24 protein-coding genes are annotated in these 23312 nt (G+C 43.0%); 20 read left to right on the top strand and 4 right to left on the bottom strand.

Going from position 1 to position 23312, the window contains the following annotated elements:
- Positions 1-25: 25 nt before the first annotated feature.
- From QNI08_RS03695 to QNI08_RS03670, 6 genes are all read left to right on the top strand, one after another.
- A complete protein-coding gene (locus QNI08_RS03695; RefSeq protein ID WP_285766083.1) occupies positions 26-1069 on the top strand; it encodes a LacI family DNA-binding transcriptional regulator in 1044 nt (347 codons plus the stop codon).
- 300 nt (positions 1070-1369) lie between these two features.
- Positions 1370-2194, top strand: coding sequence for an SAM-dependent methyltransferase (locus QNI08_RS03690; protein ID WP_285766082.1), 825 nt, complete (start codon positions 1370-1372; stop codon positions 2192-2194).
- 358 nt (positions 2195-2552) lie between these two features.
- Complete coding sequence (locus QNI08_RS03685) at positions 2553-2888, top strand: ArsR/SmtB family transcription factor (RefSeq protein ID WP_285766081.1); 336 nt, start codon at positions 2553-2555, stop codon at positions 2886-2888.
- Between the two features lie 39 nt (positions 2889-2927).
- Positions 2928-3926 carry an NADP-dependent oxidoreductase gene (locus tag QNI08_RS03680; protein WP_285766080.1) on the top strand — a complete coding sequence of 333 codons (999 nt, stop codon included), beginning with the start codon at positions 2928-2930 and terminating at the stop codon, positions 3924-3926.
- 420 nt (positions 3927-4346) lie between these two features.
- Entirely contained in the window at positions 4347-5042 is a 696-nt protein-coding gene (locus tag QNI08_RS03675; protein WP_285766079.1) for a class I SAM-dependent methyltransferase, read from the top strand.
- The gene (locus QNI08_RS03670; RefSeq protein WP_285766078.1) at positions 5042-5737 is read left to right on the top strand and encodes an AIM24 family protein; all 696 of its coding nucleotides are present in this window, start codon (positions 5042-5044) and stop codon (positions 5735-5737) included. Before QNI08_RS03675 ends, QNI08_RS03670 begins: the two co-directional genes overlap by 1 nt.
- Before the next feature lie 114 nt (positions 5738-5851).
- Here the strand turns inward: QNI08_RS03670 and metA are convergent, their stop codons facing one another.
- Positions 5852-6760 (bottom strand): homoserine O-acetyltransferase MetA, encoded by a 909-nt coding sequence (gene metA, locus QNI08_RS03665; RefSeq protein ID WP_285766077.1) that lies wholly within the window; start codon positions 6758-6760, stop codon positions 5852-5854.
- Between the two features lie 168 nt (positions 6761-6928).
- Here metA and QNI08_RS03660 point away from each other — a divergent pair, with 168 nt between their 5' ends.
- The 6 genes from QNI08_RS03660 to ilvD all read left to right on the top strand — a co-directional run bounded on the left by QNI08_RS03660 (position 6929) and on the right by ilvD (position 13962).
- Positions 6929-7462 (top strand): hypothetical protein, encoded by a 534-nt coding sequence (locus tag QNI08_RS03660; protein ID WP_285766076.1) that lies wholly within the window; start codon positions 6929-6931, stop codon positions 7460-7462.
- 83 nt (positions 7463-7545) lie between these two features.
- Positions 7546-8022, top strand: a complete 477-nt coding sequence (locus QNI08_RS03655) for a glutathione peroxidase (RefSeq protein WP_285766075.1) — start codon at positions 7546-7548, stop codon at positions 8020-8022.
- Positions 8023-8226: 204 nt separating this feature from the next.
- A complete protein-coding gene (locus QNI08_RS03650; RefSeq protein ID WP_285766074.1) occupies positions 8227-8871 on the top strand; it encodes an HD domain-containing protein in 645 nt (214 codons plus the stop codon).
- On the top strand, positions 8868-10745 hold the full coding sequence (locus QNI08_RS03645; protein ID WP_285766073.1) for an ABC-F family ATP-binding cassette domain-containing protein: 1878 nt from the start codon (positions 8868-8870) through the stop codon (positions 10743-10745). Before QNI08_RS03650 ends, QNI08_RS03645 begins: the two co-directional genes overlap by 4 nt.
- A 128-nt stretch (positions 10746-10873) precedes the next feature.
- Positions 10874-12013 carry a conserved virulence factor C family protein gene (locus QNI08_RS03640; protein WP_285766072.1) on the top strand — a complete coding sequence of 380 codons (1140 nt, stop codon included), beginning with the start codon at positions 10874-10876 and terminating at the stop codon, positions 12011-12013.
- Between the two features lie 263 nt (positions 12014-12276).
- Positions 12277-13962 (top strand): dihydroxy-acid dehydratase, encoded by a 1686-nt coding sequence (gene ilvD / locus QNI08_RS03635; RefSeq protein ID WP_285766071.1) that lies wholly within the window; start codon positions 12277-12279, stop codon positions 13960-13962.
- A 123-nt stretch (positions 13963-14085) separates the two neighbouring features.
- Here the strand turns inward: ilvD and QNI08_RS03630 are convergent, their stop codons facing one another.
- Positions 14086-14535: a YoqH family protein gene (locus QNI08_RS03630; RefSeq protein ID WP_285766070.1), complete on the bottom strand. Its 450-nt coding sequence runs from the start codon at positions 14533-14535 to the stop codon at positions 14086-14088.
- A 220-nt stretch (positions 14536-14755) separates the two neighbouring features.
- Here QNI08_RS03630 and QNI08_RS03625 point away from each other — a divergent pair, with 220 nt between their 5' ends.
- Together QNI08_RS03625 and QNI08_RS03620 are read left to right on the top strand one after the other, a co-directional pair.
- Positions 14756-15196: a BrxA/BrxB family bacilliredoxin gene (locus QNI08_RS03625; protein ID WP_285766069.1), complete on the top strand. Its 441-nt coding sequence runs from the start codon at positions 14756-14758 to the stop codon at positions 15194-15196.
- 66 nt (positions 15197-15262) lie between these two features.
- The gene (locus QNI08_RS03620; RefSeq protein ID WP_285766068.1) at positions 15263-16042 is read left to right on the top strand and encodes a class I SAM-dependent methyltransferase; all 780 of its coding nucleotides are present in this window, start codon (positions 15263-15265) and stop codon (positions 16040-16042) included.
- Here QNI08_RS03620 and ggt read toward each other — a convergent pair whose 3' ends face one another.
- Positions 16043-17731: a gamma-glutamyltransferase gene (ggt, locus tag QNI08_RS03615; RefSeq protein WP_285766067.1), complete on the bottom strand. Its 1689-nt coding sequence runs from the start codon at positions 17729-17731 to the stop codon at positions 16043-16045.
- A gap of 435 nt (positions 17732-18166) precedes the next feature.
- Between ggt and QNI08_RS03610 the strand changes: the two genes are divergently transcribed.
- The 3 genes from QNI08_RS03610 (at position 18167) to QNI08_RS03600 (ending at position 20461) form a co-directional block, all read left to right on the top strand.
- Positions 18167-18787, top strand: a complete 621-nt coding sequence (locus QNI08_RS03610; RefSeq protein WP_285766066.1) for a YpjP family protein — start codon at positions 18167-18169, stop codon at positions 18785-18787.
- Between the two features lie 192 nt (positions 18788-18979).
- Positions 18980-19747, top strand: coding sequence for a TerC family protein (locus QNI08_RS03605; RefSeq protein WP_285766065.1), 768 nt, complete (start codon positions 18980-18982; stop codon positions 19745-19747).
- Positions 19748-19933: 186 nt separating this feature from the next.
- Positions 19934-20461, top strand: a complete 528-nt coding sequence (locus QNI08_RS03600; RefSeq protein WP_285766327.1) for a dihydrofolate reductase family protein — start codon at positions 19934-19936, stop codon at positions 20459-20461.
- A 251-nt stretch (positions 20462-20712) separates the two neighbouring features.
- Here the strand turns inward: QNI08_RS03600 and QNI08_RS03595 are convergent, their stop codons facing one another.
- Positions 20713-20955: a hypothetical protein gene (locus tag QNI08_RS03595; protein WP_285766064.1), complete on the bottom strand. Its 243-nt coding sequence runs from the start codon at positions 20953-20955 to the stop codon at positions 20713-20715.
- Between the two features lie 187 nt (positions 20956-21142).
- Here QNI08_RS03595 and QNI08_RS03590 point away from each other — a divergent pair, with 187 nt between their 5' ends.
- Genes QNI08_RS03590 through QNI08_RS03580 form a run of 3 tightly spaced genes read left to right on the top strand, consistent with a single transcriptional unit; the run spans position 21143 to position 23183 of the window.
- Complete coding sequence (locus tag QNI08_RS03590) at positions 21143-21853, top strand: anthrax toxin lethal factor-related metalloendopeptidase (protein ID WP_285766063.1); 711 nt, start codon at positions 21143-21145, stop codon at positions 21851-21853.
- A gap of 53 nt (positions 21854-21906) precedes the next feature.
- On the top strand, positions 21907-22701 hold the full coding sequence (locus tag QNI08_RS03585) for a thymidylate synthase (protein WP_285766062.1): 795 nt from the start codon (positions 21907-21909) through the stop codon (positions 22699-22701).
- Positions 22698-23183, top strand: a complete 486-nt coding sequence (locus tag QNI08_RS03580; protein WP_285766061.1) for a dihydrofolate reductase — start codon at positions 22698-22700, stop codon at positions 23181-23183. The genes QNI08_RS03585 and QNI08_RS03580 overlap by 4 nt, the downstream gene beginning before the upstream one ends.
- The last annotated feature ends 129 nt before the right edge of the window (positions 23184-23312 follow it).

Raw genomic sequence — 23312 nt, 5'->3', positions numbered from 1 at the left:
AAAGAGGGGAGAGGGGAAACAGCGCATGACCATCACGATAAAAGATGTGGCACAAAGGGCGAATGTTGCTCCATCAACGGTCTCACGAGTGATTTCAAATGATCCTCGTATAAGTGAGAAAACAAAGGTCCGTGTTCGAAATATTATGCAAATGTTAGGGTATCATCCAAACTTTATAGCTCGCAGTCTTGCCAAACGATCAACCAGAATCATTGGCTTGGTACTCCCAAGTTCGTCGAACTTTTCTTATCAAAATCTATTTTTTCCTGCAATTCTCCAGGGCCTCAGTGAAGGAGCTCAGGAAAATCATTACTCCCTATTACTAAGTACAGGAAAAACAGAAGATGAAATCTACGAGGAAGTCGTGAAAATGGTTCAAGGGGGAATGGTAGATGGTGTAATCCTTTTGTATTCAAGGATTAGTGATCATATTCTCAACTATTTAAGAGATCGGGCTTTTCCGTTTGTCAGTATCGGGAAACCTTATGACTTCATTGAAGAGATAACGTATGTGGATAACGATAATATCTTGGCCTCCGAACAAGCAACTGATTACCTCATTCAATTAGGACATGAAAAAATTGGTTTCATTGCCGACGATATAAACTTTGTTAAGACTCTAGATCGCTTATTTGGATACGAATGTGCATTGAAAAGGGCTGGTATCGTCCTTAGCAAGGAATATACCCTTCATGAAGAGTTTTCACATGAAGGTGGACAAGCAGCTGCGAAAAAATTACTGTCAATCGCCGAACCACCCACTGCTTTGGTAGTAAGTGATGATTTTATGGCGCTTGGTGTCGTACATTCTCTTCGGGAAATGGGCGTACGGACTCCGGAAGATATTTCGATTGTCAGCTTCAATCAGGTTCTTTTCCCTGAACTCTCATTACCCGCCTTATCATCTGTAGACATAAATATTTTCGATTTAGGCTATCAGGCAGCGAAAAGCATCATTCAAAAACTGCAAACAGGAGATGCTCCGGCTGGTTCTATCATTCCGCATCATTTTGTGGAGAGGCATTCATGTAAATCAATTAAGCAAGCAGTGATTGCGCTGACCTATTGATCGAGAAAAAGCATGGTTTGAAAACATGAATAAATGACCTGATTGGGGTTGATTTCAGCATAACAGCAGTTAAGGAACCAATGCCTTCAGATGAAATTGTTGAAAACTATTCCTGGAATGAAAGTGGAAAGCAGAAAGATTCATGATCTTAAGCTTTCCGCAAAAAAACCTGAATAATTGAATAGTCATGGCCGCCAATTAGCGGCCATTTTTTCTTAATGTTTGAATAGCTTCTGGCCCAAAAAATCTATATGGAAGGCTGCTGAGGCAGCCAATACACAATAAATAGGGGGAAACATAATGAAATCATTTCAACTAAGTGAAAACACAAGAACTTTTTTGTCGAAATATCAACTTTTCGAAGATGATTCGATACAGCAAGCTCAGTTGCAGCACCGCATGAAATTAGTAGAAGCCTTTGGGATTAAAAAAGGAATGCGTGTATTGGAAATAGGCTGTGGTCAAGGTGATACAACAGTTGCGATAGCGGATGCAGTAGGAGAAAACGGATATGTTGTGGCAATAGATATTGCTGCTCCTGATTATGGGGCACCAGTAACAATAGGTAAGGCAGCGGAACGGATTAAGAAGTCTCCGCTAGGAGAACGTATTGATTTCCATTTTGAGATGGATTTTTCTTTTTTTGAATCGACTATACCTTTTGATGTGGCGGTATTATCCCATTGTTCATGGTATTTCAGGCAACCACGCGATTTATTTCTTTATTTTAAGAAAATCCGTGGATTGGCAAAACATATATGTTTTGCAGAATGGGACCTCGACTTTACCTCCATTACGCAACGCCCCCATTTTTTTGCAGTTTCCATTTCAGCCTTGTATTCAAACTTCGTAAAAAACGATGGGAATATCCAAAACTTGTTTCATAAAACTCAAATTCAGCAGCTGCTCCAGCAAGCAAACTTTGAAGTGGTAAAACAACTTACAGTCGAAGCACGCTTTTTAGATGACGGTCATTGGGAAAAAAATCATGCAAACAATATCCGTGCAGAATTCATTAAAGTACCTCCGATGCTCCAAACGTTGGTAGCCAGTTATTACGAATTGATGAACGCTTCAGATGGAAATGATCATTCATTGAATAGTTTCATTGTTTGTGCAAAGTAACCCGATATGAACCAGGGATAACGAAGATGTGTTGCAGTACCGCAATGATTAGGGAGTAGCGATAACAACCCCTTTCTTATTGAACGAAAGGCGAAGGCAGAACGAGTAACCCTCAATGCGGTAAACTACTTATGTGCGTTCAATAAATATTGTTGCAAGCGGCTCATCAAGCAAAGCCTCCTTAACTTGGTCACAAACCGGCATAAACTTATAAGATTTACCGCTACTATGATTTGATCTGCCTCGATTTACTTTCTCAATATTGCACCGGATATATTAATGTTATATCGTTGTATCGAACGTTGATATGGTTCGTCAACTTAAACCTTTGAACTGAGTATGGGAGGCAGACATTCAAATGAGTAAACAGGTCCAACTTAATCGTATTAGGGAAGATTTTATGAATTGTCAGAAAGTGCTTTTGGCGATTGGCGATGAAACACGTCAATCCATCTTATTAGTGTTGATGGGGACTGACTGTGAAACAGGTTTGCGTGTAGGCGAAATCACAGAACAAACGCATCTTTCCCGTCCAGCGGTGTCACATCATCTTAAAGTATTGCGAGATGCCGGTGTCATTTTAATGCGGAAAGAAGGCACGAAAAATTTTTATTATATTGATGTACGTTCGAAATTAGATTTATTAAAAACCCTCATGTTGGATATTGAAAAGTTCATGAAGGATTTTTATTGAGATTACGGAAATAACCTAAACGTGTTGGAGGTATAGGCAATGAGAGCAATGGTTATTGATAGGTATGGGAAAGTCCCGATGCGCCTGGAAGAAGTGTCCGCCCCTGTTATTGGTGAAAATGAGGTGCTTGCAGAAATTCATGCAGCTAGTATAAATCCCATAGATTTTAAGATACGTGATGGGAAAGTGAAATTGTTAATAAAATATGATTTGCCACTTATTTTAGGTAATGATTTTTCTGGTGTCGTGGCGAAGGTCGGAACAAAAGTAACCCGCTTCAAGGTCGGGGATGAAATATATGCCCGTCCACGTAAAAGTAAAATCGGAACTTTTGCCGAATATATTTCAATTCATGAAAATGACATAGCCTTGAAACCTCATAATTTGAGCTTTGAGGAAGCTGCATCCATCCCATTGGTTGGATTGACCTCATATCAAGCTCTGCATGACATACTGCAAGTGCAAAAGGGACAAAAGGTTTTGATCCACGCTGGGGCTGGCGGAGTTGGTACATTTGCCATTCAATTGGCAAAACTGATGGGGGCCACTGTTACCACGACTGCCAGTGATGCTGGGGCAAATTTAGTGAAATCTCTCGGTGCAGATGAAATAATCAATTACAAAAAAGAAAAATTTGAGGACATACTGAAAAATTACGATGCAGTCTTTGATACACTCGGGGGCAAGACGCTCGAAAAGTCTTTCCAGGTTATAAAAGACGGAGGAAAAATCGTTTCCGTTTCAGGAATGCCAAATGCCCGTTTCGCTAAGGAATATGGTTCAGGATTTTTTAAAACCTTATTGTTCAGGGCAGCGAGTAATAAGCTTACTTCACTTGAAAAAAATCATAATGTTCAATATTCTTTTTTGTTCATGAAACCGAGCGGAGATCAATTGAGTGTACTAGCAAACTTTATTGAATCTGGTAAGATCAAACCTATAATCGATAGGGTTTTTCCTTTCACTGATGCTCAAAAAGCGATGGAGTATGCGGAGTCGGGAAGAGCCAAAGGAAAAATCATTTTAAAAATCAGATAGCAAGGTTTGATTGGACCGGGTGTACGGCCGGACCTCTGGATAAGCGAGCATGGAACGGGAAACCAACCTTACCGTGCATTTGCAAGGGTAGAAGCAGCTTTTCTGCCAGTCTTTTTTAAAGCTATGTATGATAGTAACGGATTTTATAGTTTCAAGAACACTTGATAAAAGCATTTTTTGTTAAGCCCTTCCAAAAGTCATGAAAAAGTATATCCCGTCATGTAAGTGTAGCTATTAGATCGAGAGCTTTTATTGACATATTCCTTATCCATTTATGACAATGCGTCTAAAAAAAGGTTTTCATGGATGAGGAACAGAATAGTTATAATCAGAACCGTGCATTTTTTGGGTTCGTGATGGAGGATATCCTTGGTATTTGTGTGTTTCTGCCATGTTTTGAAGGGGAAGGGAGCTTATCTGATGAATATACATACTTGGCATAAGGAATCGAAAAAGGAATGGGATGACTTTGCCCCAATGTGGGTGAAGAAATCGCAAGAAATGTGGGAGACGGGCAGCCGGAAAAAAATAATTCCTTTTTTTTCGAGCCATGTGCATTCGGGAATGAAAGTGGCCGATATAGGCTGTGGAGATGGAGTGGGTTCATTAAAACTTGCCGAAGCCGGATATGACGTAATTGGTGTCGATTTATCAAGTGTGATGATTGAATTTGCAAAAGGAAAGGCGGCGAATCATCCCAATCTTTCATTTATTCAAGGAGATTTGTATAACCTGCCATTCAAGGATGAAGAAATGGATGCGGCAATGGTCATTAATTCGTTGGAATATACGGGCGAACCTTTAACCGTGATGAAGGAAATCTGGCGGGTAATGAAGCCTGGGGGTCATGTTTGTTTTGGGATACTCGGTCCGACGGCGGAACCGCGGAAAAACTTCAGTTATCAACGATTATTAGGAAACGATGTGATCATGAATACCATGTTGCCATGGGAATTTGAAAAATTGGCAACGGAAACAGGATGGAAAACAGTCGCCGATACCGGAGTTGCAAAGAGAGGGGTGGACTATACTAAACTAGGGCATTTCTCGAAGGATTTAAAGCAAGCGGTATCGTTCATGTGGGTTTTCCTCCTTCAAAAAGAGGTGGCAGGTTGATGGAGAAGTATCGAATTAATCAATTCGTCGAAAAGACGAAGCAGCAGGATAAAGGGCAGGGCCTATTTGAGTTAGAAACGGAACGAATTTTGGAAATCAACCTCGAAGAGCAAATCTGGGCAAAAATGGGGACGATGGTTTCTTATCGGGGCCAGATTAAATTCGAACGGGAAGGAATCTTTGAGCATGGTTTAGGCAAGCTCTTCAAAAAAGCGTTAACTGGCGAGGGTGCGTCTTTAATGAAAGCGACCGGGAGCGGCAAGCTATATGTTGCGGATCAAGGGAAGAAGATTTCCATTTTACAGTTAAATGGCGAATCCATCTGTGTCAACGGAAATGATTTACTTGCCTTTGAACCGGGCATTCAATGGGATATAAAAATGATGCGGCGCATTGCCGGTTTACTCGCGGGAGGATTATTCAATGTCAGGCTCGAGGGGAAAGGGATGGTCGCATTCACTTCCCATTATGACCCACTCACATTAATTGTCGAACGTGGGAATCCGGTTTATACGGACCCAAATGCCACAGTTGCCTGGTCCGGGGACCTTCAGCCAGAATTCGTGACAGATGTTTCATTAAAGTCCTTTTTCGGACGGGGTAGCGGCGAATCCGTCCAAATGAAGTTCGAGGGTCAGGGGTTCGTGGTCGTCCAGCCATTTGAAGAGGTTTATTTCGGAAACAAAGAGTCATGAAACAAAAAACCTGGGCTAAAACCTCAGGTTTTTTTGTTTCCTAAAGGAGATATGAAAGTTGGCTGCACCAAAAAACTATTTAACGTAAGCATAACCAACCTTTCCCTTTCGCTTTCAATCCCACTCATATGGGGTAGATTGGTAGACGTAGTAATTGAGCCAATTCGAAAACATCAGGCTGCAATGGCTCTTCCAACGGTGAAGCGGGACCTTGGAAGGGTCATTATCAGGAAAATAGTTTTCAGGCAGGTGCGTATCAATTCCGCGTTTCCTATCACGCTTATATTCTTCTCCAAGGGTTTCGGCATCGTATTCGAAATGGCCGGTCACCATGATTCTTTTACCATCGGTTGAAGCGGCAATCAAAACCCCGGCTTGATCGGACTGAGCCAAGATCTTCAACTCGGGAATGCTGACAAGCTTTTGATAGTCAATATCCGTATAACGTGAATGTGGGGCCATGAAATAATCATCGAACCCGCGGACCAGATTTTCTTTCGGTTCAAGTACCTCATGCCTGTATATGCCAAAGCATTTCTCGGGAAGCTCATATTTGCCTATTCCATAATGGTGATATAGGGCAGCTTGGGCTCCCCAACAGATATGTAAGGTGGACGTAACATTTTTCGTGGACCAGTCCATGATGCTTTGCAGTTCTTCCCAATAATTCACCTCCGAGAAATTCAATTTCTCGACAGGGGCACCTGTTATGATCATGCCGTCAAATCGCTTTGTCCTTATATCATTAAAGGATTTGTAAAACTGATCCAAGTGAAATTTGCTTGTGTTTTTGGATTCATGTGTACTTAAGCGTAAGAATGAAATATTTACCTGAATTGGTGTATTGCCAAGAAAGCGCAGTAATTGTGCCTCTGTTTTTTCTTTTTCGGGCATCAGGTTCAAGATTAATATATTCAATGGGCGGATTTCCTGCCTGGTAGCCCTCTCCTCATCCATCACAAATATATTTTCCTGTTCTAAAATCTCCTTAGCCGGCAATTGTTCCGGAATTCTGATTGGCATGATTATCCTCCTTCACCAAAATCATAATATTTTCATTATATAGAAAATTCCTGAATAGAAAAGGTATTTTAATAATTTGTTGTAAATCGAAGAAGGAAATGACACGTTAATGGTAAGATGGGATGACAATGATCCAGATAAACGTAAGAAATTGGAGGTGTATGAGGGGTGTTCGATCCTACAGCATTCGAAAATATGAAGGTGGTATTGGAAGGAGCGGTTTATGACCGTGATTTCGTCGGCGATATAACAGTCATCAGCCGTGATGATATCGTGAATCTCTCTACCATGTCGAGAACATACAAGATTGAACTGGAACTGAAGCAAGTAGTGGCGCCAATTTCCATTAGCGGCGCGATAAAGATCCATGCGGGAATCGAAAACCTCAGTGCCGAGTTACTTGATACCCAGATTAATGAAACACATGCCGGATGCACGGTCGATATATTCATCTCCATTCCGGCTAAGCTCGATGAAATGTTAGCCCGGGAGCTTTTGGACCAGCTGGAAAGGATTTGGGGAGATCAGAGGATCATAACCTTCAAGACCAGCAAAACGGTCCGTAAAAAGGAGAAGCCCGATTATGCCACTGTCTGCAAGGTTTCTTTCGGAAGGTTGGTCAAAGAAGAACAAATGGAAGATTTGGAAGATATGGTGGAGTATTTGATACAATCGATACAAGCGGTGAGGATTCAGGAATGATGGTGAAAGATGATTAGTAAAGTTGGTAAATGCAACGCGATTTACGGTAAAATGACAGCATCATATTAAAGGGGAGATCATACATGTCCATATACGAATTTAACGTCAATAAAATCAATGGCGAAACCATTTCGCTTGAGGAATACAGGGGCAAAGTGATGATTATAGTGAATACCGCGAGCAAATGCGGATTTTCGCCACAGTATGATGATCTGCAAAGTCTCTATGTACAATATGAAAGTCAGGGACTGGTCATTCTCGGATTTCCGTGCAATCAATTTTTGAACCAAGAGCCGGGAGATGACTTGGAAATCGATTCATATTGTAAATTGAATCATGGCGTCACTTTCCCGATGTTTGCCAAAGTGAATGTCAATGGAAAGGACGCTCACCCTTTGTTCACATATCTGGCAGAAAATGCTCCGGGATTGATGGGATCGAAATCGATTAAGTGGAATTTCACGAAGTTCTTGATCGACCGTAATGGGAAGATCATCAGTAGATATGCTCCCAAAACAAAACCCTTGGAGCTTGAAAGTGATATAAAAAAATTATTATGAAAAATCAATTGGAGTTCATCAGAAGGAGCATGATCTGTTGGGCTCTTTTTGTGGTCCCTTATCGTTAATGGCTAAATTGAATCTACATTTGAGGATTTGCCATTACGGTTCGATCGGCGGATTAGAAATCAGTTGGGCCAAAGAAGATAAAAGCACAACTACAATGAGAACCATGGTAAAATGGAGAGGACATGGAGTGGTGAAATGAAGCAAACGATGATTGATTTAACGGAGAATTATGTATTCGATCAATTGAATTCTGATGCCAGCGGCCATGATTGGTTCCACATCGATCGTGTTCGGAAACTGGCTTTACATATTGCCAAAGAAGAAAAAAGGGGAAATGCGTTCATCATTGAAATGGCCGCGCTCCTTCATGATATTCCGGATGATAAGCTCAATGACGTTGTTGAAGCAGGGTGGGATAAGCTGAATGGATGGATGCAGGATTTAAAGCTCGATGATGCTAGCAAGAAGGCCATTCTAGCGATCATCCGTACCATTTCGTATAGTTCCGGGCAGCGGGATTTGCCTTCCATCGAGGCTGAAATCGTTCAGGATGCGGATCGTTTGGATGCAATGGGCGCCATCGGGATTGCCAGGACGTTTGCTTTTGGGGGAAAGATGGGGCAGCCCATGTATGATCCTGGGCTCCCTGTAAGGGAAAATATGACCAAGCTGGAATATAGGAACGGGAAAAGTTCTTCCGTTCATCACTTTCATGAAAAATTACTTCGCTTGGAGGAGCTGCTTAATACAAGTACGGCGAAGACGATTGCTCGTGAGAGACATGAATATATGGTTGGGTATTTAAAGGAATTTTATAAGGAATGGGATGTACGCTTATGAAAGTTTTTAGCATGGAACATGTAATGAAGACCCAAGGGGAAAAACTCCTGTTCAAGGATGTTTCTTTTTCAATTACTGAAGGGGAAAAAATCGGGATCGTCGGTATTAATGGCACCGGTAAATCCACTTTGTTGAATATCATTGCGGGATTGGAAGATAGTGATCTGGGAATAAAGGATCATCCGAATGATTACACAATTTCTTATCTATCACAAGATCCGCATTTTGATGAGAAATTGACGATCATGGAATATATGTACGAAAGCCCGACTCCGGTATTCTCGCTGATCAAGGAGTATGAAATGACGTTGGTTCAACTCCAACTCGACCCTCAGAATGGCGCTATACAGGATCGTTTGCTGAAGCAGCAGCAGGATATGGACACGCTTGGGGCCTGGGATACGAGTGCCAATGCGAGAACGATACTTACCAAGTTAGGCCTGCCTGACCACTCACGGAAGCTGGGTGAGCTGTCAGGAGGCCAAAAAAAACGCGCGGCCCTGGCAAAAACGCTGATCGAAACGCCTGACTTGCTGATCCTCGACGAGCCTACGAACCATCTTGATTTTGAAAGCATCACTTGGTTGGAAGAATATTTGGCGAAATACCAGAAGTCGGTTTTATTTGTAACCCATGATCGCTATTTTCTTGACCGGGTATCCAATAAAATTTGGGAAATCGCCCAAACGCAGCTTTTTGAATACCGGGGAAACTATGCGGATTATTTAGAGTCGAAAGCCATTCGTGAAGAAAACGAGTCTGCCGAGAGATCGAAAAAAGAAAGCTTATTCAAAAAAGAACTGGCCTGGATCCGTAAAGGCGCGAAGGCTCGTACAACAAAACAGAAGGCACGAATCCAACGCTTCGAAACATTGGAATCAGGTGTGAAGGATAAGCAAAAAACGGAGAGCCTGGAAATGGAATTGAGTGGCGCCCGGCTTGGAAAGAAGGTACTCGAGCTGAAGGATGTCTCCAAATCCTTTGGACAGCAGTCGATCATCAACCATTTTTCCTTCCTCTTCAAGCCCGGTGACCGAATCGGGATCGTTGGCAATAATGGCAGCGGAAAATCAACCCTGTTGAATATTTTGGCCGGACGGGAGCCTATCGATGAAGGAAACGTGGAAATGGGACAAACTGTTAAAATCGGCTACTATACGCAAGAAAGCGTTGATATGGATGAGAACCTCCGTATGATCGAGTATATCCGTGAAACGGCAGATTCGATTGCCCTTAAAGATGGCAGCTTCATTTCCGCCGCACAGATGCTTGAAAGGTTCCTCTTTCCGATGGGATCTCATGGAACGCCGATCCGCAAGCTTTCCGGTGGCGAGAAAAGGCGTCTGTACCTCCTGAATATATTAATGGGTGCACCCAACGTCCTGCTGTTGGATGAACCGACAAATGACTTGGATACGCAGACCTTAACCGTCCTGGAAGATTACTTAGAAACGTTTTCAGGTGTCGTCATCACCGTATCACATGATCGGTATTTCCTTGAAAAGACGTGCCATCAACTTCTGGTCTTCAGGAAAAAAGGGGAGATTGATTTTTATTATGGGAACTATTCCGAGTTCCTGGAAGAAAAGACGGAAGAGATGGCACCGGTTAAAACGCCTGAACCTCAGCAGAATCGGACAGAAAAGAAAAAGAAAAAGCTGACCTATGCCGAAAGTAAGGAATGGGAAGAGATAGAAGGGAAAATGGAGCAAGTCGAACTGCGACTGAAAGATATCACGGCAGAGATGTCATCAGCCGGGAGCGATTTTGAACAAGTTCGTCTTCTGCTTGAAGAAGAAAAGGATTTAACGGAAAAGCTGGAGTATATGCTTGAAAGATGGACCTATTTAGCCGAGAAATTGGAAGAGGAATAAGCGGGGACTGGCCCAAGGGAGAAAACTTGGACCAGTCTTTTTTTCGTCAGCCCCAATTGCATGAGAAACAGGGGCCGTTGTGATACTATCAAGTACATGGAAACGTTTTGTAAAAGGAGAGATATACTTTGAAAATTAAATCAATCGAACCGACACCAAGTCCGAATACAATGAAAATCAACCTGACGGAAGAGCTTTCAGCAGGTAAAAGCAATAATTATAAGAAGGATCAAGCTGAGCAGGCACCACAGTTGATCAAGGAGTTATTCACGATCGATGGGGTGAAGGGTGTTTATCATGTTGCGGATTTCCTGGCGATCGAGCGTAATGCGAAATATGATTGGAAAGATATTTTGGTGCAGATCCGTCAGGTGTTCGGTGAAAAAACCGAAGAACAGAACGAGCAAACGGTGTTAAATGAACATTATGGTGAAGTGACGGTTGCCGTCCAACAATTCAAAGGCATTCCGATGCAAATCAAAGCGAGTGATAGCCAGCACGAAAAACGTTTTGCTTTGCCCGATTATTTCCTGAAGGGGATTGCCGCCGCACAAAAAGAAGATGATAACGTGGTCATGCTTCGAAAATGGAAGGATTACGGTGTAAGATATGGAGAAATGGAAGATATCGTCAAGGAGGTATCGGACGAGCTAATCGCCGCGTATCCGGAGGAACGGATTAAACAGCTTGCAGCGGCAGCTGATCAAATGACCGATAAAAGAGAAGCATTTGTGAAACGTCCCAAAATCAAATTGACTGCCGAAATGCTCAGTGATGAAAGTTGGGAAAAACGGTATCAGGCGTTAGAGCAAATGGAAGATCCGACCGTCGCTGATATCCCGGTATTGGATATGGCCCTTGCCGATAGCAAGGTTTCGATCAGAAGGCTGGCTGTCGTTTATCTTGGCATGATCGAAGATAGGCAGGTGCTTCCAAGCCTATATAAAGCATTGAAGGATAAGAGTGCTGCCGTTAGACGGACGGCTGGTGACTGTTTATCCGACCTTGGCTTTGAAGAAGCCATGGGAGAGATGTCACAATCGCTTACGGATAAAAACAAATTGGTCAGGTGGAGGGCTGCGATGTTTTTATACGAAGCTGGGGATGAATCGACCCTCCCATACTTAAAGGAAGCGGAACAAGATCCTGAATTCGAAGTCGCCCTGCAGATCAAGATGGCGATCGATCGGATTGAAAATGGTGAAGAGGCAAAAGGTTCGGTTTGGAAGCAAATGACGGAATCAAGACAACCGAATGATGAAAGGTAAGAGGGATTCAGGCATGGGGTGATAGACCCCATGCCTTTTTTGATTTCTACAAATTTTGGGTAGCATAGGGTAGCCATTTTTATCAAGCTATGGCGGTACCTGAAAATGTTATCGCGCTCTATTATTTTAGAAAAGTGATTTTTATAGAAAATTAACCGATCAATGGTTGCATTTGTATGTAAATATGTTAGAATTTTTAGAGTATACTAAAAATTATATTATCTGAATTATCAAACATTTGGGTGAAATTGGGGGTACAGCAAATGTCTACATCAAACAAGAGAAGTGACATGATAACAAAAGGAGTCGATCGTGCTCCTCACAGAAGCTTGCTGCGTGCAGCGGGAGTAAAGGAAGAAGATTTCGGCAAACCGTTCATTGCGGTTTGTAATTCCTATATTGATATCGTTCCGGGACATGTCCATCTTCAGGAATTCGGAAAAATCGTGAAGGAAGCCATTCGTGAGGCTGGAGGGGTACCTTTTGAATTCAATACGATCGGAGTAGATGATGGAATTGCTATGGGCCACATCGGCATGCGCTATTCCCTGCCAAGCCGGGAAATCATCGCGGATTCGGTGGAAACGGTTGTATCTGCACATTGGTTTGACGGAATGGTCTGCATTCCAAACTGTGATAAAATAACGCCGGGAATGATGATGGGCGCTCTCCGCGTCAATATCCCAACCATTTTCGTAAGCGGTGGTCCAATGAAAGCAGGTAAAGACAAAAACGGTAAATCTCTTTCATTGACTTCCGTATTCGAAGGAGTGGGCGCTTATCAAGCTGGGAATATCAATGAAGAGGATTTGCAGGAAATCGAGCAAGTCGCATGTCCGACATGTGGATCATGTTCGGGAATGTTCACGGCAAACTCGATGAACTGTCTTGCTGAGGGTCTGGGACTTGCACTTCCGGGAAATGGAACGATTTTGGCCGTCGCCGAGGAACGTAAAGAATTCGTCAAGAAATCGGCAAAGCAATTGATGGAAATCATCAAGCAGGACATCAAGCCCCGTGATATTGTGACGATAGATGCCATCGATAACGCATTTGCATTGGATATGGCAATGGGCGGTTCGACTAACACCGTTCTCCATACACTTGCATTGGCGCATGAATCAGGATTTGAATATCCGATGGAACGCATCAATGAAATCGCGAACCGGGTGCCGCATTTAGCCAAAATTGCCCCTGCATCGGATTATCATATTGAAGATGTACATAATGCAGGCGGTGTAAGTGCCATCATCAACGAGCTGCTCAAAAAACCAGGTGCCTTCAATGGCGACTGCCTTTCCGTTTCAGGCAAAACGCTCCGTGAGAATGTTATAGGATGTGAAATCCTGGACAAGGATGTCATCCATCCTTTGGATAACCCGCATTCAGAGCGTGGGGGTCTTGCGGTTTTATTCGGGAATCTTGCCCCGCAAGGTTCGATCATCAAGGTGGGAGCCGTTGACGCATCTGTCGGTGGGTATCACAGGGGACCAGCGATATGCTTCGATTCCCAAGAAGATGCGCTCTCCGGCATCATAACTGGAAAGGTAAAAGAAGGGAATGTAGTGGTCATCCGCTATGAGGGACCAAAAGGGGGTCCAGGCATGCCGGAAATGCTGGCACCCACTTCCCAAATCGTCGGAAGGGGTCTCGGGGCCAAAGTCGGTTTGATCACGGATGGACGTTTTTCAGGAGCTTCCCGCGGCATCAGCATCGGCCATATTTCTCCAGAAGCAGCAGAGGGGGGGCCAATCGCATTTGTTGAAGATGGTGATATCATCGAGTTGGATTTGGAAAACAGGACCATCCAATTGGAAATCTCCGATGAAGAATTCGAAAGACGGAAAGCCAATTGGAAAGGCTTCGAGTCCAAAGTGAGAACAGGCTATTTAGCACGTTACTCAAAGCTTGTAACGAATGCAAGCTCGGGCGGTGTCATGAAAGTTTAGTTTGGGATGATGCCCATTATTTTTTAATAGGCAATGGACTTCAAAAGGGGTTCGGAATGAAAAAATTCCGAGCCCATTTTCCTTTGAATCCATGAAATTTGCCTGCTAATGGAAACGAACGTATCAATCGCAGTTTTTGATATCACTTTCCAAGATAGCCGGTCCTAGCTTAGCGGCCTTTGAATTGGAAAGTCGGATTTGCACCTTGGCATTTTGCATTTCCGCGGTTATCTCATCAAATCTCCCAGCCCAGGTCGGACTTTCTTCTTCTGGGGAAGGAAAGAGTGTGAATTGCCAACTTATCACGCCAGGTATAAATGCAAAGCCTTCATATCCATCATAATTTCCGTAGGAAGATGGAGTGGGCAGGTGCACTCCAAGGATGCTTACACTAGTTCGTGCAGAGCTTGGCGGCCGTAATTGCACTTTGTAAATCAAAGCCGCTCCCTTTGCGTTTGCTAGTTTTCCATCAATCGGCTCCAATACTATGCTGCAAGGCACCATTGCTTGCGAATGGGGAGAGTGGATGAAGGAGGCGCAGAAAAATAATAGAATCACGAGCAATGCTTTCATACATGCACCTCTTCGTTTGGTTTTGTGTTAATGGTTAAGGTACCCTTATTGATTTTTTATATGAATTAAGGACTCTCCGTGAATTGGGAATGGATGCGGATGCAGCAGGGCTTCAGGTGATGTACTGTTTACCATGAAAAGTAAGCGCCATTTTTGCATAATTGAGCAAATATATAGTATGATTAAACAAATTGAAGATTTGTATGAGGAGGTTTTTTTTATGTCGATGGCATATGATGAATATATGAAACAAATGGTGAAGCCAATGCGTGCGGAACTGGTGCAGGCAGGCTTCGAGGAGCTGGAAACTGCTGAAGCGGTTGAAAACTTCATGGAAACTGCAGAAGGGACGACATTGGTGGTCGTCAATTCAGTTTGCGGCTGTGCCGCCGGTTTAGCCCGTCCGGCTGCCACCCAGGCCGTGCTTCAGGCTGAAGAGGGGAAGCCAAATCATCTTGTGACGGTTTTTGCGGGTCAAGATAAGGAAGCAACTGCTAAAATGAGGGAATACTTCTCGGGAATAGAGCCTTCTTCACCATCCATGGCTCTTTTGAAGGGGAAAGAGGTCCTCCACTTCATTCCTCGCCATGATATTGAAGGGCAGCCAATGGAAGCCATAATGGAGAATTTACTAAAAGCATTCGGCCAAGTAAATAAGTGATAAATTGGAATGTCCCGGCAACGGGGCATTCCTTTCAAATTTAAGCGCGTAAAAAGGGGATTGATCATGTTTGTCACTACAGTTGGAAAAGCCGACGAAGAAACGGCTGTGTTAGCAAAAAGGGTAGCGGAAGAATTACAAGTTCGCTATATAGCGCGGAAAAAACGCTCGGTGCACGATATTCAAATCGAAAACGGGCAAGAAGACTGTCTTGTATATGGGAAAAAAAGAATGGAGTTATATCGGTACAGCGAAAAGGAACCCTTCTTCTTTCATCCGAACCTTGCCATGATCCGCATGAAAAGGCTCATCCGGGGGGAGAGTGACCCTTTTCTGATGGCAGGAGATATTAAGGGAGGCAGTTCCGTGCTGGATTGCACGCTGGGCTTGGGCTCTGATGCGATTGTTGCGAGCTTTGCAGTCGGGGCAGAAGGAAGAATCGTGGCATTGGAAGGCAATCCATATTTGGCTCTTCTAGTGAAACATGGTTTGAAGACATGGTGTGATGCCGAGGAAAAGATGATTGAAGCGATGAGAAGCATAGAGGTCATTCATGCCGATCATTATGAGATGTTGAAAGCAATGCCGGATAATCATTTTGATGTGGTTTATTTCGATCCCATGTTTGAGGAAACAATCAACGAATCACACGGTATCAAGGGTTTGACTCATTTTGCAGAGGGGAAGGGGCTCTCGATGGATATAATTGGACAAGCCAAGCGGGTGGCACGAAAGAGAGTCGTGTTGAAAGACCACTTCCGCAGCACCCGCTTTGAGGAATTTGATTTTAATGTACAAAAGAGAAAAACGGCCAAATTCCATTTTGGCTATATATCCATTTCGTGATCATGTCTCATAATCTGTTTTATCAAGCCCCATGGCACAGCCTTCGCGGCTTGAATCGGCAGCTCCATAATTAGTGCCATCACTGTTGATTTGTATCGCCTGGACGTTTCCGATGGAATGGGGCACATCATTGAAGGCGAACCCCATTGCTTCCAAATGCCCTTTGCTGGTCATGTCCATGCCTGCTTCCCATTCGATATGCGGGCCCATCGGCGTGAAAATCCTAGGCTCCTCGATTGCGTCCTTCAAGTCCATCTTCAAATCGAGCACATTGATGATCGTTTGAACGACTGAACTGATGATGGTTGGGCCTCCAGGTGATCCCAGCGTTAAGATCGGCTCGCCGTCTTTAAAAATGATCGTCGGGCTTTTACAGCTGACAGGCCGCTTGTTCGGCTGCACCTCATTCATGCCGCCCGGAACGGAATCGAAATCAGTCAATTCGTTATTCAGCATGAAGCCATAATCGGAAACCATGATTCCAGATCCGAACGGGTGCTCGACCGTTGATGTGCAAGCGGCGATATTGCCCCATCTGTCACGTACCGTAAAGTGTGTCGTTTCACTGATATCTTCGTCATTGGGCTGCGGAATCACTTCACTTTTCTTGACTGTATCATAAATCCAAGGGTTACCGTAGTCGATGGCATTATTCCGTGAATTGAAATTTATGAACGAACGGCGTTTCGCTATATAGTCATCATGCATGAGGCCTTTCAACGGCAATTCGGCAAATTCCGGATCGGCAAGAAACGCCTTTTTGTCCGTGAACGCTAGACGCATTGCTTCCGCTATTAAATAATATTTTTCCCAGGAATGAACGTCATATTGCTCTATATGGAAGCTTTCCAGAATTTTCAGGATTTGAATGACCGTGAAGCCGCCCGCACTTGGTGCCATCGATGAAGCAATGGAATAATCTTTATAGGTTCCAAACATCGGTTCATCGATGGTGGCTTTATAGTTCTGCAAATCGGAAAGCTCCATGAATCCGCCTAGTTCCTTGATGCAGGATATGATGCCTTTTCCGATTTCGCCGTCATAAAAAGCGGCTATTCCCTCGCGTTGCAGGATACGATAGGTATTCGCCAATTTTTCCTTTATCAGCAAGTCGCCAGCTTTGTAGCGTCTCCCTTCTGGCATAAAGAAGTTACGGGCTTCTTCCCCTAATCGATATTCAAAATTTTCAAGAGCATCACAAAGCACCCAATTGACAGGAACGCCTTTTTCGGCATATTCAATCGAGGGTTCAATCAAATCACCGAGTGGCTTGCTCCCATACTCTGAAAGAGCTTCATCCATCGCCTTAAGGATACCGGGAACGCCTACCGCCGTGGCCTTTATCGAACGTTCTCTAAATGGAATGACCTCACCATCATCATCCAGGAACATGTTCGGATGTGCCGCTTGAGGGGCCCTTACATGACCATCGAATATTTTTGTCGATTTTTCTTTTGCGTGATATACCATCAGGAAACCGCTGCCGCCGATTCCTGTCATCATCGGCTCTACAATATTGAGGGCGAACTGGATGGCAACCGCCGCATCAACGGCATTCCCGCCTTCGCGTAATATTTTTTCCCCAATGGAAGTGGCTACGGGGTGTGCCGTTACGACCATTCCCGCGTTACCTGTTGCCGTTTCCCGTTTATAATTTTCTTCTTTGGTGTTACCATTATTGTTATCCAAGGTCATTCCTCCAGTATCAAGTCCATTTAATACCACAACGTGCAGCTCATGTGAAAAGAAAACCTTGCCATCGTAGGTGAATGACAAGGAGCTTTTTCGTAAGTATTCATTTATTCTTAATCGGCAAATGATAAATATACGAAAAATGCTAATGTTACAAGACATAAAGCCACCATGGCAATTGTGGTCAAAGCCATATAAGACCCCTCCTTAAAAAGACTTGAATCTAATTAAGTTCTCCAAATATCGTCAAAATCCTTCATTTAAATTATAGGTCTCGGACAATTAGTGAAAAAGTTAGGGTACATATCATGTATATAGGTATTTATCCGTTTTTAAAATATTTAAAACATAGGACACTATATATTCGTAATTACCAAAAAATAAAAGTATACTAAATATAATGAAAATATAATCAAGAAGGGGGAGTGTGAGTTGAAAGCAACGGCGTGGTTAAGGAAAAGTCTCGTCATTTTGGTGTCGGTTTTGACGTTCGGTCTTGTCACCCCTTCTGATTTGGCATGGCTTGCCGAAGCCGATTCGTTAAAGGATACGAAAAAAGGATTGGTCGAAGAAGAAGGATTAGCCTATCTTGCTTCACAGAATTCGGCCGAAACGAAAGAGCGATTCAACCGGGAAGAGTTTTTATCAGGCATACTGGATAAAGCAGAGGAAAGCGCATATATGAAATTTGGCGAAAAGATCAATCCTAAAATCGGCGATGAATTCAAACTGGCGATATTACCTAAAATCGAGGAGGCCCTAACGGAAATGGCCGCCCAATTCCCTGATGAACAACTACAGCAATTGACGGTCACGGAGCAACCCAGTGCTGGCAGGGCAGAGAAAATTTTTCATGTTTATGATTCATTGAGCGGCAAGGATATAATCCGCTTTCACGTCAGGCAGGAAAACCCCCCGCTTGAAGGATATTGGTTTGATTTCCATTATCATACCTATCATGATTCGTTTGCCACCCACCATGACCTTGGGAAAATATACTGGGATAAAAACACACCCCCTGAATGGACAAGCAAACAACAAAGGCTCTCCTAGGCTGGTTTGATTGATTTTTTTTCAGCGCAGGAGTAAGATGAGGATAAAATCCTATAAGCAGTGAATGATACGTTGCATGCAACGTATTTATTTTGTTTTCCGCTTAAAATGTAGATATTATCCCCGGCATTAGTGGGAATAATGGTAAATGGCCAATGATCATGCTGTAATAGGAGCAGAGGAGTCTTTTTCATGTCAGAGTTGTTGAATAACATCATTCAAACATATGCCCAATTTTTTGACTGGCATATGTGGGTGGAGGTCTTGTCGGACCCAGTGAGCTGGGGGCTGATAGGAACGCTTGTTTTAATGGAAGGGTTGCTGTCAGCGGACAATGCCTTGGTATTGGCTGTGATGGTCAGGCATCTTCCGTTAAAACAGCGCAAAAAAGCGCTGTTTTACGGTTTATTGGGCGCATATGCTTTTAGGTTCGTGGCGATTGGGATCGGTGTCTTCCTCATTAAACTATGGTGGGTGAAAGTGATTGGAGCAGTTTACCTGGCATGGCTCTCATTTAAATACTTCCGAAATAAAAGAAAAAAACGAGCCGGGGACGATGAAGCGATCCAGGGAATGAGCAAAAACAGCCTGCTGATCCGAATTTTCGGTATGTTTTGGGGAACAGTAGCGTCAGTGGAACTGATGGATATCGCATTCTCCGTCGATAGCGTCTTGGCTGCCTTTGGAGTGAGTGAAAAAGTCTGGGTTCTCCTGACTGGCGGGATGATTGGAGTCCTGATGATGCGAGGCGTGGCAGGTGTATTCTTGAAATTGATCGATAAGGTTCCGCAACTGGAAACGGCGGCATATGTGCTTATCGGGTTCATTTCCATTAAAATGCTAATTGCCGTCGTGGGAATCGAAATCCCCCCCGCAATCTTTTTCGCCTTCATTTTGCTGATTTTCGGCACAACGATTGTCGTTCATTTGAAAAAGAAAAGGCTTAAGGAAGAGGGTTGAGCAATATCCTAAAAAGCTGACATCAAATAATGATGCCAGCTTTTTGTGCTAAAAGTTTCGGTGGCCTCACTCAAAATCAAATCAAGTGCAAGTAATTTTTCCATACAAGTGGTACCTTGACTCGAGACAGCAGTAATGCTAGGAAGAAATATCAAATTTATCTATAGAGGGGGGAGCTGTTAGTTGGTGAATAAACACCGTAGCGTCATTTTATATATTGGTACTTCCATTGACGGGTATATTGCAAGTGAAGATGGTACGTTGGAATGGTTAGAAACAACAGAAGTAGAAGGGGACTCTGGCTACAATTCACTTCTGGAAAGGATCGACACCGTTATAATGGGGAAAGGAACTTATGATGTCATTCGAGGATTTGAAATGGATTATCCTTATCGTGCATATGAAAATTATGTATTTTCCCAATCGAGTACTGGATCAGATGAATATGCTTCTTTCATCAATGAAGATGTCAAAACCTTCATTAAAAATATAAAACAAAAGCCTGGTAAAGATATCTGGCTCATTGGTGGAGGAAACTTGGCGCAGGAATTTTTCAAGGGAAATTTAATTGATGAATTCCAACTGGCCATTGCCCCTATTATTTTAGGGAATGGAATCTCCCTTTATAGTGGAAATGAGATTGCTCAAAATTATACATTAACTAAAGTGGAAAAATTAGGTCAACTTGCTATGCTTCATTATATGAAAAAATGATTCTTAAGTTTTTTCTTTTTTTAACTGCTACTCTGCGCCAAGTCGTTTTAGCAGAATGGACTATGTTTTGGAAGCTTCCCCAACACGGAAAGGGATCTATACGTGAGTTACAGTGAAGTGGATTGGAACGGGTGTACGGATAGGAACTAGCCGAGGAGGCTCCCATGACCGGCACTTAATTGAGCGAGTGCCTCTCGTTACAATCGGAGGCCTGATCGTAAACCATAAAAAAGGCTGACATCATTTTGATTTCAGCCTTTTTTATGGAGCCTATCAAGAAATTGAAGCAGTGCTGTGAAGGAAAGGAAGAAGCCTGCTGGCAATAAAAGGTTCAGCCAGAGAGAAGGAAGCAAAGGGTGCAGCAGGATGCCTAGGAAGATGGAGAATAGCAAAAGGTCGAGAATGATGAACACATTTAAACTGTAGATATCAAGTACCTCTTCAGCGATCTCCCGTTGTTCATTCAAAAGGTCATTTTTATTAATGGGTTCCATGAAATCACCTTAAACCTTTTATTTTATATAATTGATATATGAAAAGTTTTCCGCAATGTTGCTCATGTGAGAAGACGCTTCCAAAATTCCCAATAAAACATGAAGTTATCGCTTCTTGTGTCTATGTTATACTAGAATAATAGTTTTTAAGAGATTATTCAGTGAGATTGTGGAAGGGGAGAGGTTCATGCAAGGGAAAAAGTGGCTAATCATAAGTGCAGTGTTTATCTTTTTTTTATCCATGCTCTCCTATTCATTAGCCAGGGAAGATGGTATGAAATGGCGCGAATTGCCTAAGGATAACCTTTTAAGACAAGCTGAATTGTTCAATGGCCATAAAGTCTTGCAAAGTATCTTTTTATTTCCGGAAGAGGATTTCGATGAAAAGGAAGCATTGAGAATCGGGGAAAAGATTGATGGACTGCCTGATTCACTATTGGAAAAAACGGCTGAGAGCGGTGTCAGGATCAAATTATTTCAAGGCAGTCTAACAGAAAACCAATCGGCAGCTAAATTGAAGGGACAGACGCCACGGGGATATTTGAATAAAAAAACGACTTGGGATGATGTGCCTGGCATGGGCGGTTCTCATACGGTATTGGTCAAGATCGGAGCGAGCGATAAGGGAAATGGCCATGGCTCGGTAAATTTGGAGCTCCATGAGCTTGCCCATTCAATCGATACTATCGTATTTGATGGAATTCGGGAGAATGTGGATTATTTGGCTATCTGGGGGAAGGAAGTGGACGGGTTGTTTCCCGGACAGTCATATTTTACAAATTACCCAGAAGAATACTTTGCTGAAACGTTTGCCATGTTCTATGTAAATGCGGAACAAAATCACCTACTTAAACGAAAAGCACCCGAGACATATCAATTCATTAAACAATTAGATTAAACATCGGACTTACGTTAAAATAAGATGAATGAATGTAGAAAAGGTGGTAGAGCATGAAGCAATATTTGGATTTATGTAAGCATGTCCTGGAAAATGGAACGCAAAAGGGCGATCGTACGGGAACGGGAACGATCAGTACGTTTGGCTATCAAATGAGGTTCGATCTGCAAAAAGGATTTCCTGTCCTTACGACGAAAAAGGTTAGTTTAAAGGCAATTATCCATGAGTTGCTGTGGTTCCTGAAGGGAGACACAAACGTAGGGTACCTTCAGGAAAATAGCGTGAGAATCTGGAATGAATGGGCTGACGAAAATGGTGAACTTGGCCCGATATATGGCCATCAATGGCGATCATGGGGAACGGCTGATGGAAGGCAAATTGACCAAATCAGTGAATTGATCGATCAAATCAAAACGAATCCCAATTCAAGAAGATTGATAGTGAGCGCTTGGAATGTGGGGGAATTGGACGAGATGGCCTTGCCGCCTTGTCATGCCTTCTTTCAATTCTATGTGGCTGACGGCAAGCTTTCGTGCCAGTTATATCAACGTTCCGCAGATGTTTTTTTAGGGGTTCCCTTCAATATAGCTTCATATGCACTTTTGACGATGATGATCGCCCAAGTGTGTGATTTGGAGGTCGGAGAATTTGTACATACTTTTGGCGACGTTCATATTTATTCCAACCATCTTGATCAAGTGGAGCTGCAATTGACTCGTGATCCGAAACCTTTACCTGCCATGAAAATTAATCCGGAAGTGAAAAATATCTTCGATTTTACGTTCGATGATTTCGCTCTGGAAAATTATGAGGCACATCCCCATATTAAGGGTGAGGTAAGTATATGATTTCCTTGATAGTAGCCATGGATCAAAATCGGGTGATTGGCAATGATAATCAACTTCCGTGGCATTTGCCGGCAGATTTGCAATATTTTAAAAAAGTGACGCTGGGCCATCCCATCATCATGGGACGTAAAACATTCGAGTCGATTGGCAGGGTGCTGCCTGGCAGGGAAAATGTCATCGTGACCCGCAATCGGGATTTCAAAGGGACCGGCTGTGTAGTCTTGCATGACATTTCACAAATCCAAACGTATGCGGACGATCGGGACGGGGAGGTATTCGTGATCGGCGGGGCCGAAATCTTCAAGGATGTCCTCCGTTTTGCCGATCGATTGTATATAACGGAAATCCATGAAACATTTCAAGGGGATACCTTTTTCCCTGTCATTGATGAAAATGTGTGGGAAAAGATTTCCTCAATCCAAGGGACCGTGGATGAAAAGAATCGCTTTGCACATGATTTCATTATCTTGCAAAAAAAATAAACGGCAAATCCGGTTATGGGACATATTCATGACCGGATTTTTTTGCATGAAAAGATAAAAGAAAGAATTTTTAGAAAAATCAATTACATTAACGACAGTAAAGTGCTATAATGATTGAATTGATTAGGA

Origin of the sequence: Peribacillus folii (assembly GCF_030271255.1) — a bacterium.
GTDB lineage: Bacteria > Bacillota > Bacilli > Bacillales > DSM-1321 > Peribacillus.
The sequence above is the reverse complement of the archived record's forward strand: the minus strand, read 5'-3'. Positions and strand labels throughout refer to the sequence as shown.

Excerpts from the sequence above, each read along its gene's own strand:
- QNI08_RS03630 (WP_285766070.1), bottom strand. The coding sequence starts at position 14,535 with ATGAAAGCATTGCTCGTGATTCTATTATTTTTCTGCGCCTCCTTCATC.
- metA (WP_285766077.1), bottom strand. The coding sequence starts at position 6,760 with ATGCCAATCAGAATTCCGGAACAATTGCCGGCTAAGGAGATTTTAGAA.
- QNI08_RS03590 (WP_285766063.1), top strand. The coding sequence starts at position 21,143 with ATGCAAGGGAAAAAGTGGCTAATCATAAGTGCAGTGTTTATCTTTTTT.
- QNI08_RS03680 (WP_285766080.1), top strand. The coding sequence starts at position 2,928 with ATGAGAGCAATGGTTATTGATAGGTATGGGAAAGTCCCGATGCGCCTG.
- QNI08_RS03675 (WP_285766079.1), top strand. The coding sequence starts at position 4,347 with ATGAATATACATACTTGGCATAAGGAATCGAAAAAGGAATGGGATGAC.
- QNI08_RS03685 (WP_285766081.1), top strand. The coding sequence starts at position 2,553 with ATGAGTAAACAGGTCCAACTTAATCGTATTAGGGAAGATTTTATGAAT.
- QNI08_RS03595 (WP_285766064.1), bottom strand. The coding sequence starts at position 20,955 with ATGGAACCCATTAATAAAAATGACCTTTTGAATGAACAACGGGAGATC.
- QNI08_RS03585 (WP_285766062.1), top strand. The coding sequence starts at position 21,907 with ATGAAGCAATATTTGGATTTATGTAAGCATGTCCTGGAAAATGGAACG.
- QNI08_RS03605 (WP_285766065.1), top strand. The coding sequence starts at position 18,980 with ATGTCAGAGTTGTTGAATAACATCATTCAAACATATGCCCAATTTTTT.
- QNI08_RS03655 (WP_285766075.1), top strand. The coding sequence starts at position 7,546 with ATGTCCATATACGAATTTAACGTCAATAAAATCAATGGCGAAACCATT.
- QNI08_RS03650 (WP_285766074.1), top strand. The coding sequence starts at position 8,227 with ATGAAGCAAACGATGATTGATTTAACGGAGAATTATGTATTCGATCAA.
- QNI08_RS03670 (WP_285766078.1), top strand. The coding sequence starts at position 5,042 with ATGGAGAAGTATCGAATTAATCAATTCGTCGAAAAGACGAAGCAGCAG.
- QNI08_RS03620 (WP_285766068.1), top strand. The coding sequence starts at position 15,263 with ATGTTTGTCACTACAGTTGGAAAAGCCGACGAAGAAACGGCTGTGTTA.
- QNI08_RS03580 (WP_285766061.1), top strand. The coding sequence starts at position 22,698 with ATGATTTCCTTGATAGTAGCCATGGATCAAAATCGGGTGATTGGCAAT.
- QNI08_RS03690 (WP_285766082.1), top strand. The coding sequence starts at position 1,370 with ATGAAATCATTTCAACTAAGTGAAAACACAAGAACTTTTTTGTCGAAA.
- ilvD (WP_285766071.1), top strand. The coding sequence starts at position 12,277 with ATGTCTACATCAAACAAGAGAAGTGACATGATAACAAAAGGAGTCGAT.
- QNI08_RS03695 (WP_285766083.1), top strand. The coding sequence starts at position 26 with ATGACCATCACGATAAAAGATGTGGCACAAAGGGCGAATGTTGCTCCA.
- QNI08_RS03625 (WP_285766069.1), top strand. The coding sequence starts at position 14,756 with ATGTCGATGGCATATGATGAATATATGAAACAAATGGTGAAGCCAATG.
- QNI08_RS03645 (WP_285766073.1), top strand. The coding sequence starts at position 8,868 with ATGAAAGTTTTTAGCATGGAACATGTAATGAAGACCCAAGGGGAAAAA.